Here is a 13,890-nt window from a genome sequence, read left to right on the forward strand (position 1 = left end):
CGGGTGAGCCGTCGCGGCCCGGCGCGGTCGGCATGGAGGAGGAACGGGCCCTCAGCACAGTCGTACCGCCTCTCCGGGGCCTGTGGGCCAGGCTGTGAGGGGGGTGAAGCCTCGGTGGCCGTGCTCGCCGAAGACCTTGATTGGGGTGCCGCCCGAGAGGGCGATCAGGCGCCACAGACCGGGGCGTGAGGTGGCGGTCGGGCTGAGGGGGAGGGCGGTGTCTTCTTCGGCGTCCGCCAGTTGCCAGGCGGTGCCGTCCGGGGTCGGTATGACGGCGTCCAGGGTGATGGGGACGGACTCCAGCCAGGGGTCCTCGCGGAGGGCGGCGCCGTAGCGGGCGGCCGCCTCGGTCGTCGTCACGCCCGGGGGGCGGGTGCTCGTGGGGGCGGGTGGGGCGAACTGCTCACCGAGGGAGGCCCGCTGCTGCCCGGCGCCCGGGTAGGCGGTCACCTCCGCGTCCAGGGTCAGGCCGACCGGGAGCGCGAGCTCGGGGGCGCGGCCGGCGGCGCCGTAGGAGAGGAGGAGAGCCGTGCGGCCGGAGGCCGTGCCGTGGAGCCAGATGCGGCGGGTCGTCAGTTTCGGGTCGGCCGTGTCGTACTGGGCGAGGACCAGCCAGTCGTCGCGCAGGGGCGGGCCGTCCGGTGACGTGGGCAGCCCGATGCGGGTGCGGACCGTCGCCGCCAGGGCGGGCGGCAGATGCTCGCGGTGCAGCCAGCCCTGGTCGAGGAGGTGGAGCAGCGCGCACTCCTCCAGCAGGCGCACCGGCCAGCCGGGGCCGGAGGACGGGATCGCCCCCAACTCCCGGACGCGGGCGGCCAGTCCGGGTGCCTGGGCGTCGACCATGCGGGCCGCCGTCTCCTCCCACAGTCCGTACCCCGCCTGCTCGGCCGTGGCCAGGCCGGACCGCAGGAGGTCGGCGAGACGCTGCTCCAGCTCCGTCGCTCCGGCTGTGACCCGCTCGGCGCGGCGCTCCGCTCTTCGGCGCGCCGCCTCCGGGTCAGCGGCCCCCGCACCCTGAGGGCCAGTCGTCTGCTTCTCCTGAGTCCGCCCGCGCCGTCCCGCGATCCACTGTTCGGCCCAGTCCGGTGCCTGTCCGGCCGGCACCGCCACCTCCCCGCCCGACCAGAGCAGCAGCAGCCCGAGCGCGTGCTTGCACGGGAACTTGCGGCTCGGACAACTGCACTTGTACGCCGGGCCCGAGGCGTCCGCGACGTCGACGACCGTCTGATACGGCTTGGTGCCGCTGCCCTTGCACAGCCCCCACACCGTCCCCTCGTCGGAACTCCCCGTCTCGGACCACGGACCGGCCGTGCCGAGTTTGCTTCCCGCTTTGCGTGACACGGCGTCAGGCGCCAGTGCCAGCACCTGGTCCGTGGTCCAGCGCACCCCCTGCTGAGTCATGTCGTCGACGGTAGATCCCCCCACTGACAATCGGCCCCGCGATCGCCGACGTGAGCACGTTTTCGCAGGTCAGAGTGGATTGTCAGTGGTGTGGTGCAGGGTGGACACCAGATCCGAACCGGCCGAGCTGGAGGGGGCCTCAGCCATGTCCGTCACCGCTGAACCGACGTCCGCCGAACCGAGCCAGCACCACTCCGCGCCCGCGAACGAGACGCCTGTGACCGAGTCGTCCGCGCAGGAGGCGCTGCGGCCGCACGCCGAGGACGCCTTCGCCGGCGAACTCGCCGCGCTGGCCGCCCAGGACGACCGCCCGCGCCCCGACCGCTGGAAGCTGTCGCCGTGGGCGGTCGCCACATACCTCCTCGGCGGAACCCTGCCGGACGGCACCGTGATCACGCCGAAGTACGTCGGCCCGCGCCGCATCGTCGAGGTCGCCGTCTCCACGCTCGCCACCGACCGTGCCCTGCTGCTGCTCGGCGTGCCCGGCACCGCCAAGACCTGGGTCTCCGAGCACCTGGCCGCGGCCGTCAGCGGTGACTCCACCCTGCTGGTGCAGGGCACGGCGGGCACACCGGAGGAGGCGATCCGCTACGGCTGGAACTACGCGCAGCTGCTCGCGCACGGGCCGAGCCGCGACGCGCTGGTGCCCAGCCCCGTCATGCGGGCCATGGCGCAGGGGATGACGGCGCGCGTCGAGGAGCTGACCCGTGTCCCGGCCGATGTGCAGGACACCCTCATCACCATCCTGTCGGAGAAGACGCTGCCGATACCGGAGTTGGGGCAGGAGGTACAGGCCGTCCGCGGCTTCAACCTGATCGCCACCGCCAACGATCGCGACCGCGGGGTCAACGAGCTGTCGAGCGCGCTGCGCCGCCGCTTCAACACGGTGGTGCTGCCGCTGCCGGAGAGCGTCGAGGCCGAGGTCGACATCGTCGCGCGGCGCGTCGACCAGATCGGCCGCTCCCTCGACCTGCCGGCCGGACCCGACGGCATCGACGAGATCCGCCGCGTCGTCACCGTCTTCCGTGAGCTCCGCGACGGGATCACGTCCGACGGCCGGACGAAGGTGAAGTCGCCGAGCGGCACGCTGTCGACGGCGGAGGCGATCTCCGTCGTCACCCACGGGCTCGCCCTGGCGGCGCACTTCGGCGACGGTGTGCTGCGGCCGGGCGACGTCGCGGCCGGAATCCTCGGCGCCGTCGTCCGGGACCCGGCCGCCGACCGGGTGGTGTGGCAGGAGTACCTGGAGGCGGTGGTCCGCGAGCGGGACGGCTGGACGGACTTCTACCGGGCCTGCCGGGAGGTGAGCGCGTGACCGGGGTCGAGGGCAACCAGGGGGAGTACGGGGCGGTGGCGCGCCGGGCACGGTACGCGCCGGGGGACGACGACACGACATGGACCCGTAGGCGAGGGGGGACGGGATGACCGACGGGGAGGTGAGTGGCGGCCTGAAGCCCGCCGTGCAGCAGCCGCTGCTGCTCGGCGTGCGGCATCACGGGCCGGGGTCGGCGCGGGCGGTGCGGGCGGCGTTGGAGGCGGCGCGGCCCCGGATCGTGCTGATCGAGGGGCCGCCGGAGGCCGACGTGCTCGTTCCGCTGGCCGCCGACGAGGACATGCGGCCGCCGGTCGCGCTCCTCGCCCACGCCGTGGACGAGCCGGGGAGGTCGGCGTTCTGGCCGATGGCCGAGTTCTCGCCGGAGTGGGTCGCCATCCGGTGGGCCTTGGAGCACGGGGTTCCGGTCCGCTTCATCGACCTGCCGGCCACGCACACGCTGGCGTGGGAAAGGGGCGAGAGCACGGGCGCCGAGGCGGAGCCGGCGGCCGGCGATCTCCGTGTCGATCCCCTCGCCGCGCTCGCCGGCGCCGCCGGTCACGACGACCCCGAGCGCTGGTGGGAGGACGTCGTCGAGCACCGGGGCGCGGGGCAGCGGGACCCGTTCGCGCCCTTCGCCGCGCTGGAGGAGGCGATGGGGGCCCTGCGGGAGACGTACGGCGACGCGGGCAGCGACCGCGACCCCGTGCGGGAGGCGTACATGCGGCTCCGGATGCGGGCGGCACAACGGGAGTTCGGGGACGCCGGCGTGGCCGTGGTGTGCGGGGCCTGGCATGTGCCCGCGCTGCGGCGCAGGACCGCTGTCGCGGCCGACCGGGCGCTGCTGAAAGGGCTGCCGAAGGTCAAGGCCGACCTGACGTGGGTGCCATGGACATACCGCAGGCTGGCGCGGGCCGGGGGGTACGGCGCCGGGATCGAGTCGCCGGGCTGGTACGGGCATCTGTTCGCCGCGCCGGACCGGCCGGTCGAGCGGTGGCTGACCAAGGTGGCGGGCCTGCTCCGCGAGGAGGACCGGATCGTGTCCTCGGCACACGTCATCGAGGCGGTACGGCTGGCCGAGACGCTCGCCGCACTGCGCGGGCGGCCACTGCCCGGCCTGGGTGAGACGACGGACGCCGTACGGGCGGTGCTGTGCGAGGGCTCGGACGTGCCGCTGGCGCTGGTGCACGACCGGCTGGTCGTCGGGGAGGTGCTGGGAGAGGTGCCGGCCACCGTGCCCGCGGTGCCGTTGCAGCGCGACCTCGACCGGCTGCAGCGCCGATTGCGGCTCAAACCGGAGGCGCTGGAGCGGGAAGTCGAGCTCGACCTGCGCAAGGAGAACGACGCCGAGCGCAGCAGGCTGCTGCACCGGCTGCGGCTGCTGCACGTCGAGTGGGGCGAACCGGTCGCCTCGCGCGGCAGCACGGGGACCTTCCGGGAGACATGGCGGCTGCGCTGGGAGCCGGAGCTGGCCGTGCGGGTGGCCGAGGCCGGCGTGTGGGGGACGACCGTGCTCGCCGCCGCGACCGCCAAGGCGGAGGCGGAGGCCGTCGCCGCGAGCGGCCTCGCCGAGGTGACCGCGCTCGCCGAGCGCTGCCTCCTGGCCGGCCTGCCGGACGCGCTGCCGACGGTGATGCGGGTCCTCGCCGACCGCGCGGCGCTCGACACCGACGTCGGCCATCTCGCCCAGGCCCTGCCCGCCCTGGTCCGCTCCCTGCGCTACGGCGACGTGCGCGGCACCGACACCGGCGCCCTCGCCGACGTCGCCGCGGGCCTCGCCGAGCGGGTCTTCGTCGGCCTGCCCCCGGCCTGCGCCGCGCTGGACGCCGACGCGGCCCAGGAGATGCGCGGCCATGTGGACGCGGTGCACGGGGCGGTGGGACTGCTGGAGGAGGCGGTCGGGCAGGGGGAGGAGGCGGTCGGGCAGAGGGAGGAGCAGCGGGGGGCGGGGGGCGTTTCCGGACAGGGAAGCGGAGATCTGGAAGACGGCGGTGGGGGTCCGGAAGCGGGGCGCGGAGATTGGGGGGAGGGAAGCGGAGATCTGGAAGAGGGGGGTGGGGGTCAGGAAGCGGGGCGCGGACATTCGGGGGAGGAGCGCGGGGATCCGGGCGACGGCAGCTCCGTACCGCAGCACGGTGATCTGCGGCACGGTGATCTGCGGGGGCGCTGGCGGGGCGTGCTGCGGGTGCTGTCCGTGCGGGACGCCGTGTCGGGTGTCATCCGGGGGCGGGCGGTGCGGTTGCTGCTGGACGAGGGGGAGCTGGACGGGGACGAGGCGGCGCGGCTCATGGGGCTCGCCTTGTCGCCCGGGACGCCGCCGGGGGACGCGGCCGCCTGGATCGAGGGCTTCGTCGGCGGCGGCGCCGGGGGCGGGCTGCTCCTCGTGCACGACGAACGGCTGCTCGGCTTGGTCGACGGGTGGCTGACGGGGGTGCCGGCGGAGGCGTTCACGGACGTACTGCCGCTGCTGCGGCGGACGTTCTCGGCGTACGAGACGGGGGTGCGCAGAACACTCGGGGAGCTGGTGCGACGGGGGCCCGGGGAGCGGGGGAGTGCGGCGGGGGCCGGTGCCGGGAGAGCCGGGTTCGCGGACGAACTGGACGCGGGGCGTGCCGACGCCGTTCTGCCCGTGGTGCGGCTGCTGCTGGGGCTCCACCCGGAAGGGGAGCGGCGGCCCGACTCCGACCCGCGGGACAACAGCGAGCGGCGTGACGACATCGACCGGCGAGACGACAACGACCTTGCGGGGGTGGGGAGATGACGACCGATCCGGCCGCGGCGACGGACCCGGCGCAGGAGCGGCTGCGGCGATGGCGGCTCGTGCTCGGGGGTGACGAGGCGGACGGCACCGGGTGTGCGCTGTCCGGGCAGGACGCCGCCATGGACGGGACGCTCGCCGCGCTCTACGGGAAGGGGGACAGAGCGCGGACGGGACGGGACCGTTCGGCGGGGCTCGGGGCGTCGGCGCCGTCGGTGGCGCGGTGGCTCGGGGACATCCGGACGTACTTCCCCTCCTCCGTCGTGCAGGTCATGCAGCGGGACGCCATCGACCGGCTCGGGCTGTCCACGCTGCTGCTGGAGCCGGAGATGCTGGAGGCGGTCGAGGCCGATGTGCACCTCGTCGGCACGTTGCTCTCGCTCAACAAGGCGATGCCGGAGACGACGAAGGAGACGGCACGGGCGGTTGTGCGCAAGGTCGTCGAGGACCTGGAGAAGCGGCTCGCCACCCGCACCCGGGCCACTCTCACCGGTGCTCTCGACCGCAGCGCGCGCATCTCCCGCCCCCGCCACCACGACATCGACTGGAACCGCACCATCGCCGCCAACCTCAAGCACTACCTGCCCGAGTACGGGACGGTCGTGCCGGAGCGGCTCGTCGGGTACGGGCGGGCGTCACAGTCGGTGAAGAAGGAGGTGATTCTCTGCATCGACCAGTCGGGGTCGATGGCGGCCTCGGTCGTCTACGCCTCCGTGTTCGGGGCGGTGCTGGCGTCGATGCGGTCGATCAGCACGCGACTCGTCGTCTTCGACACGGCGGTCGTCGACCTCACCGACCAGCTCGACGACCCGGTGGACGTCCTGTTCGGCACCCAACTCGGCGGCGGTACCGACATCAACCGGGCGCTCGCGTACTGCCAGTCGCAGATCACCCGGCCCGCGGAGACGGTGGTCGTGCTGATCAGCGACCTGTACGAGGGTGGCATACGGAACGAGATGCTGAAGCGGGTCGCGGCGATGAAGGCGTCGGGAGTGCAGTTCGTCACGCTGCTCGCGCTGTCGGACGAAGGGGCGCCCGCCTACGACCGGGAGCACGCGGCCGCGCTCGCGGCGCTGGACGCACCGGCGTTCGCCTGCACGCCCGATCTCTTTCCGGAGGTGATGGCGGCGGCGATCGAGAAACGTCCGCTTCCCATACCGGACAGGGATCGGTGAAACGGGACATGACTGCCCATCGGTAGTGGGGGGCTTGCGCAACCTCGGGACTCGCGTGCAAGGATCGACGCGCCTCGATTCGCCTTGTTCGTCGCACGGAGGTTCCTCCCTCTTGGCCTGGCCCGCCGCTCTTTCCGGTGCCGCTCTGCGCGTCCTGCGCACGGCGGCCGGGCGGCGTACGCTCCAAGGCGCGCTGCTGCTGGGCGGGTTGTTCGCGCTCGGGGTCCTCTTCGGAGGGCAGGCGCAGGCGGCGGACGGGGTGTCGACGTCCACGGCGACTTCCCTGTCGGCCCCAGCACCCGCATCGGCACCGGCCCCGGCCCCGGCATCGACGTCCGTGACCGCACCGGCATCGGAGTCCCTGACGGCACCGGCGTCCCGATCCGCAACCGCAACCGCAACGGAATCGACCTCCGCGTCCACACCGGCCTCGCAGTCACCCGCCGCCCCGGCCAAGTCGGCTCTCTCGGTTCCGCCGGCCTGGCAGGCTTCCGCGGTTCCCGTGGGTGACAAGGTCGTGCGGTCGGCCGGTGCGCTCGTGGAGACGGTGACCGAGGAGCGGGCGAAGGCTCAGGTGGATGCGCCGCCCGCGTCCTCGTTGCCGAGCCTCCCGACGCTGCCGTCGTGGTCCTCGCTGCCGGCCCTCCCGGGGCTGCCCGACGCTCCGTCCCTGCCGTTGCTGCCGACGCTCCCCGGGGACCAGCCGGCCAAGACGCTGACGGCGCCCGAGGCGGGCGCCGCTGTCACGCCGTCGGCGGACCCGCGCGGGTCCGCCGAGGCGTCGGCGCCCACGTCGTCGTACGGGCCGTGGGGTGCCGGGAGGCAGACCGGGGCAGGCGTGGCGGCGGACGGCGTCGGACACCGGGCCGCCGCGCAGGTCCGTCATGCGCCCGCGCATCGGGCGCCCGCCGGTGATCCGGACGGTGTGCTGGGCAACGCGCCGGTGGTGGACAGCGGAACGTCGCGGCACGGTGACGCGCACGCCGTGACGCCGTATCACCGGGTGCCGCTGTCGCTGATGCCCGGCAGTGCCGTGCGTACCGACGCGGCCGAGATCCAGGACAGGTACCGGGACATCCTCGTCTTCCCCGGCTAGGGCAGGCCTTCCCCCGCCAAGACCTGCCGCGCGGGGGCGGAGACAGGTCTGCCCGCCCGCCCCGGAGCCCCTTCCCCCTGCTCCGGCGCCGGGATGTCCCCAAGCCTTTCCGAAGTCTCGGAACCCTCAGGATCTGAAGGATCTGACGTACGCATGAACAAGAACCTCCGTCGTTCCATAGTCATAGCCGCCGGTGTCACGGGTGCGTGGGCACTCGGTTCGGCCGCGGCGAACGCCGACGAACTGCCCGCCTCGTCCCTCTCCCTGCCGGACGCGACCGCCGGGGCCGACGACACGCTCGGCACGGTCACCGACACCGTCTCCGACACCCTCGAGACCGCCGCCAAGACAGCTCAGACCGGCAAGGCCACCGCGACCACGGGCACCACCCAGGTCGCCGACACGGCGGGAGACACCGTGGACCAGGCCCGCGGCACGGCCGACGCCCAGGCCGACGTCCCGCAGGCCGCCTCCAGGATCCGGGGCGGGCAGGCCATCGAGGGTGCCCGTGCGGCACGGGCCGCCACCGCCGAGGTCAAGGCGAAGGTCCACGTCGAGGCCGCGTCCACGGCCCAGGCCGTGACCACGAAGGCCGACCGGACCACGGACACGGTGGCCACCGCCGTCTCCGGCACCACCACCCCGTCGGTTCCGACGGACGGCACCGCCGTCGACTACCTCTTCGGCCCGCTCTCCGTCTTCGCCCCGGAGCTGGAGCAGGCGCTCGCCGCCGCGCAGACGAAGCTCGCGGGCGTCCAGTCGGCGGCGCGCACGCAGGCGCAGGGCGTCGACGGTGTCGTACGGACGAAGGCCCGGCACGTGGTCGCGGGCGCGGGCCGTACGGCCGAGGGTGTGCGGGGGGCGGTGTCCGGCGTCGAGGGCCGGGCGGCCGACGCGGGTGCCACCGCCGTGGGCGTGGCCGGTGCCGGTGTGACCGCGGCTGACGCCGGTGTCTCCGCCGTGCCGAGCCATGTCCTCGGCACGGTCGCCGCCGTCCCCGGGACGGTCGCGCCGGTCGTGGACGAGACGGCCGCCGCGGTCGTTCCGCCGGTGGCCGGCTCCGCCGTGGACGGTGCGCTGCCGGTCGCCACCGGCGCGGTGCACGGGGTCACCCCGGTCGCCGGGCAGGCGGTGGCCGGTGTCACCCCCGCCGCCGAGCACGCCGTGGGCGCGACGACCGCGCTGGCCCAGGGGGCCGTCGCCGACGTCCGGACGGTCGCGGACGGGGCCGTGCAAGGCCTGCGGCCGGTCGTCGGGGGCGTCGTGGCCGACATACCGCCGTACGCCACCGGGCTGGCCGGCGAGGCCGCCCACGACACCACGGCGGCCGTCCTGCCGCCCGTCGCTCACACCGCCGTGCAGGGGGTCGTGCCGGTCGCCGGGCAGGCGGTGGCGGACGCCGGGGCGTTGGCGTACGGCGTCGGCGGCGACGCCGGCTCCTTCGCCCAGGACGTGACGGCCCCCTTCGGCCCCTTCGCCCACGGGGTGACCGGCCCGGTCGGCGGCCTCTCCCACGGCCTGACCGGCACCGTCGACGGCCTCGGCCACGACGTGAGCGGCACCGCTGTCGGTCTCACCCACGACCTGACCGGCACCACAGGCGGCTTCGCCCAGGACCTGACCGCTCCGGTCGCCCCGTTCGCGCAGGACGTCACGGCTCCGGTCGCCCCCTTCGCGCAGGAGGCGACGGCCCCGGTCGCCCCCTTCGTCCAGGAGGTCACGGCTCCGGTCGTCTCCCTCGCCCAGGACGTGACGGCTCCCGTGGGCCCCTTCGCCGAGGACGTGACCGGCACCGTGACGCCCTTCGCCCACGATGTGACCGGCACCGTCGCTCCCTTCGCCCACGGCGTGACCGGGACGGTCGCTCCCTTCGCCCACGGCGTGACCGGCACGGTCGACGGTCTCGGCCACGACGTGAGCGGCACCGCCGTCGGCTTCGCCCACGACGTGGCGGGCACCGCCGGTGGCTTCGCCCAGGGCCTGACCGCCCCCGTCACGCCCTTCGCGCAGGACCTGACCGGCTCGGCGGAGGGCTTCGCCCACGGCCTCACCGGCACCGTCGGAGCCACCGCCGAGCCGCTGGCCGGGCACGCCGTCACCGGAGTCGCGGGCGTCGCCGAGGCGGTCACCCCCGCCTACGCCCAGGACGCGGCGGACCCGGCGGGCGCGGCCGTACCCACGACGACCGCGACGGCCACGACGTACCGCATCTGAAGCCCGTCCCTGACTGAAGCAAGCTGCTCCCTTCGCCCGCGCACGCACTGAATGCGCGGGACCATGCCTCCGCGGGGCCGAACGACCCGGACGGCCGAAAGCCGTCGGTAGCGTCCGGGCGTACGCCCCGCGGATGGGGCCGGGTCGTCCTCATTGGGGTGAGGATGACCCGCCCTGAGCCCCTCCGGGGCTGTTCACGGGGTCTCACCGGGTCAACCCCAGCCCGGTGAGGCCCCTCACCCGCGGCACGGCGTGCCAGTGATCCCGGCATCATGTGACAGGTATCACCGCTCAGGTGTGACCCGCGATTTAGAGGGCCCCCGGAAGCAGCGATAACCTGCGAGACGGACATGCCGCGCGCTCGGACACCGTGTGCGCTTCCCTTGTGACACATGCGGTCGTCACGTTGCCCTTCGCGGCACGCCCACGCATCCAACGAACCGCGAGATCACTGATAGGGACGGAAGCGCGTGGACCTGTTCGAGTACCAGGCGAGGGACCTCTTCGCCAAGCACGATGTACCGGTGCTGGCCGGTGAAGTCATCGACACGCCTGAGGCGGCCCGCGCAGCCACCGAGCGCCTGGGTGGCAAGTCTGTCGTCAAGGCTCAGGTGAAGGTGGGCGGCCGTGGCAAGGCCGGTGGCGTGAAGCTCGCCGCCACCCCGGACGAGGCCGTCGCCCGCGCGACGGACATCCTCGGCATGGACATCAAGGGCCACACGGTCCACAAGGTGATGATCGCCGAGACCGCTCCGGAGATCGTCGAGGAGTACTACGTCTCCTTCCTCCTCGACCGTGCCAACCGCACCTTCCTCTCCATCGCCTCAGTCGAGGGCGGCATGGAGATCGAGGAGGTGGCGGCCACCCGTCCGGAGGCCGTCGCCAAGACGCCGATCGACGCCAACGAGGGTGTCACCCCGGAGAAGGCCCGCGAGATCGTCGCGGCCGCCAACTTCCCGGCCGAGGTCGCCGACAAGGTCGAGAACGTCCTGGTCAAGCTGTGGGACACCTTCATCAAGGAGGACGCTCTCCTGGTCGAGGTCAACCCGCTGGCCAAGGTCGCCTCCGGTGATGTCATCGCCCTGGACGGCAAGGTCTCCCTGGACGAGAACGCCGAGTTCCGCCAGCCGGAGCACGAGGCCCTCCACGACAAGGCCGCGGCCAACCCGCTCGAGGCCGCCGCCAAGGAGAAGAACCTCAACTACGTCAAGCTCGACGGTGAGGTCGGCATCATCGGCAACGGCGCGGGTCTCGTCATGAGCACCCTGGACGTCGTCGCCTACGCCGGTGAGAAGCACGGTGGCGTCAAGCCCGCCAACTTCCTCGACATCGGTGGTGGCGCCTCCGCCGCCGTCATGGCGAACGGCCTGGAGATCATCCTCGGCGACCCGGACGTCAAGTCCGTGTTCGTCAACGTCTTCGGTGGCATCACCGCCTGCGACGAGGTCGCCAACGGCATCGTGCAGGCGCTGAAGCTCCTCGAGGACCGCGGCGAGAACGTCACCAAGCCGCTGGTCGTGCGTCTGGACGGCAACAACGCCGAGCTGGGTCGTCAGATCCTCTCCGACGCCAACCACCCGCTGGTGCAGCGCGTGGACACCATGGACGGCGCGGCCGACAAGGCCGCCGAGCTCGCGGCTGCGAAGTAAGGGACGAGGGACACCACAGCCATGGCTATCTTCCTCAACAAGGACAGCAAGGTCATCGTCCAGGGCATGACCGGTGCCACGGGCATGAAGCACACCAAGCTCATGCTGGCCGACGGCACGAACATCGTCGGTGGCGTGAACCCCCGCAAGGCGGGTCAGTCGGTCGACATCGACGGCACCGAGATCCCGGTCTTCGGCACCGTCGCCGAGGCGATCGAGAAGACGGGCGCGAACGTATCCGTCCTCTTCGTACCGCCGGCCTTCGCCAAGGCCGCCGTGGTCGAGGCCATCGACGCCGAGATCCCGCTCGCGGTCGTCATCACCGAGGGCATCGCCGTCCACGACTCGGCCGCGTTCTACGCGTACGCCGTGTCGAAGGGCAACAAGACCCGGATCATCGGCCCGAACTGCCCCGGTCTCATCACCCCGGGCCAGTCGAACGCCGGCATCATCCCGGGCGACATCACCAAGCCGGGCCGTATCGGCCTGGTGTCGAAGTCCGGCACGCTGACGTACCAGATGATGTACGAGCTGCGGGACATCGGCTTCTCGTCGGCCGTCGGCATCGGTGGCGACCCGGTCATCGGTACGACCCACATCGACGCGCTCGCCGCGTTCGAGGCCGACCCCGACACCGACCTGATCGTGATGATCGGTGAGATCGGTGGCGACGCGGAGGAGCGGGCCGCGGCCTTCATCAAGGAGAACGTGAAGAAGCCGGTCGTCGGCTACGTCGCGGGCTTCACCGCGCCGGAGGGCAAGACCATGGGTCACGCCGGTGCGATCGTGTCCGGTTCTTCCGGTACGGCTGCTGCGAAGAAGGAGGCCCTCGAGGCCGCCGGCGTCAAGGTCGGCAAGACGCCGACCGAGACGGCGAAGCTGGCCCGTGAGATTCTGGCCGGCTGAGCGTTTGGCTGAGCCGTTCGGCTGAGCGTCGGTGGGCCCGTTCCCTTTGCTGGGGCGGGCCCACTGGCGTTTCTGAAGGTGCTGTTGCTCGAGACGGTGCCCTGCGCTGGTGGCTGTGCCCACCTTCCCCCGCTCTCGGTCGGGTGGTCACCGCGGTTCCGGGAGCAGTCTCTCCGGGCCGTGGGCTGTTGCCGAGCGGAGTTTGGACCGTAGGGAGAGTTCCGCGGCCGAGAGGGGGCCCGGGGCAGTTCGCGGGGGTACCCCCCGTACCGTTGCGCCCGGCGGGACCGGGGGCTCGTACTGGGCGGGGGCCGTACGCAGGGTCAGGGCGGTCGCGCCGATGAGGGCGAGCGTGAAGGCGATGGCCGCGCGGGTCCAGAAGCGGGCGCGGCGTTCGCTGTCCATGCGGACGGTGGGGGGTTTGGCGGCGTGGAGGCGTTCCGCGGAGGCCAGTTGCGCCAGCCGGCGGTGGAGTTCGGCGGGGTCGGCCAGGTGGGGGAGGCGGAGGGCGACGGCCGCGCGGGCGTGCAGCAGACGGTTCGCCGCCGCGGGTGTGCTCGCCTCCGTCTCCGCCGCGGTCTCCGGGAGGCCCAGGCCCACCCCGTCGTGCAGGAGCAGTGTGCGGCGGTAGGGCGGCGGAAGGGTCAGGAGTACGTCGAGCAGCGCGCGGCCGGCGGCGTCGGCGGGTGGGGGCTCGGGCTGCTGGAAGCGGGGGCGGAACTGGTGCCAGGGGGAGAGGGCGTACTCGTACGCCGTCGCCCGCACCCAGCCGGCCGGGTCGGGGTCGACGGCCACCTCGGGCCAGCGCTGCCAGGCGACCTGAAAGGCTCGTTCGACCGACTCGCGGGCGAGTTCGCGGCGTCCGGTGAGGAGGTAGGTCTGGCGTACGAGGGCGGGGGCGCAGAAGACGTAGAGGGCGTCGAAGGCCTGAGCGGGCGTCAGGAACGGGGAGCGACGGGGGCGTGAGGGCGGTGCGGGTCCGGCGGGGGGTGTGGGAGCGGTTGCGAGTGCGGGTTCGGTGGAGGGTGTGGGAGCGGTTGCAGGTGTGCGTTCGGTGGAGGGTGTGGGAGCGGTCGCGGGTGCGGGTTTCCGTGTTCGCTTCTCCGGACGGGCCGTCGCCTTCGGTTCTCCCGCCGCCGGGCGTGCCAGTGAGGTCAGCAGATGTGCGTACGCCTCCCGCTGCCGACCGCGCGGACTGGTGCGGCCGGTCTCCCACGCGCGGACCGTCGCCCGGCTGACTCCCAGCCGTTCGGCGAGCTGAGCCTGTGTCAGCGAGCCTGTCTCGCGCAGGCGTCGGCGCTCCTCGGGCGGGGGGAGCGGGGTGCCAGGAGCCTGAGTCACCGGACACCCCTCCGTACGGAAAGGTACATAAGCGTATA

The 13,890-nt window shown here is 73.3% G+C and carries 9 protein-coding genes; 7 read left to right on the forward strand and 2 right to left on the reverse strand.

The features are described 5' to 3' along the window. Positions 1 to 51: 51 nt before the first annotated feature. The gene (locus tag IE263_RS07380; RefSeq protein WP_189933521.1) at positions 52 to 1,401 is read right to left on the reverse strand and encodes an SWIM zinc finger family protein; all 1,350 of its coding nucleotides are present in this window, start codon (positions 1,399 to 1,401) and stop codon (positions 52 to 54) included. A gap of 145 nt (positions 1,402 to 1,546) precedes the next feature. On the opposite strand from IE263_RS07380, the gene IE263_RS07385 reads away from it, so the two are divergent. The 7 genes from IE263_RS07385 to sucD all read left to right on the forward strand — a co-directional run bounded on the left by IE263_RS07385 (position 1,547) and on the right by sucD (position 12,511). After that, positions 1,547 to 2,716, forward strand: coding sequence for an ATP-binding protein (locus IE263_RS07385; RefSeq protein WP_189933524.1), 1,170 nt, complete (start codon positions 1,547 to 1,549; stop codon positions 2,714 to 2,716). A 106-nt stretch (positions 2,717 to 2,822) separates the two neighbouring features. Next, positions 2,823 to 5,474, forward strand: coding sequence for a DUF5682 family protein (locus IE263_RS07390; protein WP_189933526.1), 2,652 nt, complete (start codon positions 2,823 to 2,825; stop codon positions 5,472 to 5,474). Continuing rightward, positions 5,471 to 6,646, forward strand: coding sequence for a VWA domain-containing protein (locus IE263_RS07395; protein WP_189933528.1), 1,176 nt, complete (start codon positions 5,471 to 5,473; stop codon positions 6,644 to 6,646). The genes IE263_RS07390 and IE263_RS07395 overlap by 4 nt, the downstream gene beginning before the upstream one ends. Positions 6,647 to 7,148: 502 nt before the next feature. Beyond that, positions 7,149 to 7,742: a hypothetical protein gene (locus tag IE263_RS48300; protein WP_229910835.1), complete on the forward strand. Its 594-nt coding sequence runs from the start codon at positions 7,149 to 7,151 to the stop codon at positions 7,740 to 7,742. Positions 7,743 to 7,895: 153 nt separating this feature from the next. After that, positions 7,896 to 9,956 (forward strand): hypothetical protein, encoded by a 2,061-nt coding sequence (locus tag IE263_RS07405; protein WP_189933533.1) that lies wholly within the window; start codon positions 7,896 to 7,898, stop codon positions 9,954 to 9,956. Between the two features lie 470 nt (positions 9,957 to 10,426). Beyond that, positions 10,427 to 11,605, forward strand: a complete 1,179-nt coding sequence (gene sucC / locus IE263_RS07410; RefSeq protein ID WP_189933535.1) for an ADP-forming succinate--CoA ligase subunit beta — start codon at positions 10,427 to 10,429, stop codon at positions 11,603 to 11,605. A gap of 21 nt (positions 11,606 to 11,626) precedes the next feature. Beyond that, positions 11,627 to 12,511 carry a succinate--CoA ligase subunit alpha gene (gene sucD / locus IE263_RS07415; RefSeq protein ID WP_189933537.1) on the forward strand — a complete coding sequence of 295 codons (885 nt, stop codon included), beginning with the start codon at positions 11,627 to 11,629 and terminating at the stop codon, positions 12,509 to 12,511. A gap of 147 nt (positions 12,512 to 12,658) precedes the next feature. Here sucD and IE263_RS07420 read toward each other — a convergent pair whose 3' ends face one another. Then, a complete protein-coding gene (locus tag IE263_RS07420) occupies positions 12,659 to 13,852 on the reverse strand; it encodes a helix-turn-helix domain-containing protein (protein WP_189933539.1) in 1,194 nt (397 codons plus the stop codon). Positions 13,853 to 13,890: the final 38 nt, after the last annotated feature.

The organism is Streptomyces aurantiogriseus (assembly GCF_014649375.1).
Taxonomy (GTDB): domain Bacteria; phylum Actinomycetota; class Actinomycetes; order Streptomycetales; family Streptomycetaceae; genus Streptomyces; species Streptomyces aurantiogriseus.

Coding starts and splice junctions, on each gene's coding strand:
- IE263_RS07380 (WP_189933521.1), bottom strand. CDS start 1,401: ATGACTCAGCAGGGGGTGCGCTGGACCACGGACCAGGTGCTGGCACTG.
- IE263_RS07385 (WP_189933524.1), top strand. CDS start 1,547: ATGTCCGTCACCGCTGAACCGACGTCCGCCGAACCGAGCCAGCACCAC.
- IE263_RS07390 (WP_189933526.1), top strand. CDS start 2,823: ATGACCGACGGGGAGGTGAGTGGCGGCCTGAAGCCCGCCGTGCAGCAG.
- IE263_RS07395 (WP_189933528.1), top strand. CDS start 5,471: ATGACGACCGATCCGGCCGCGGCGACGGACCCGGCGCAGGAGCGGCTG.
- IE263_RS07405 (WP_189933533.1), top strand. CDS start 7,896: ATGAACAAGAACCTCCGTCGTTCCATAGTCATAGCCGCCGGTGTCACG.
- sucD (WP_189933537.1), top strand. CDS start 11,627: ATGGCTATCTTCCTCAACAAGGACAGCAAGGTCATCGTCCAGGGCATG.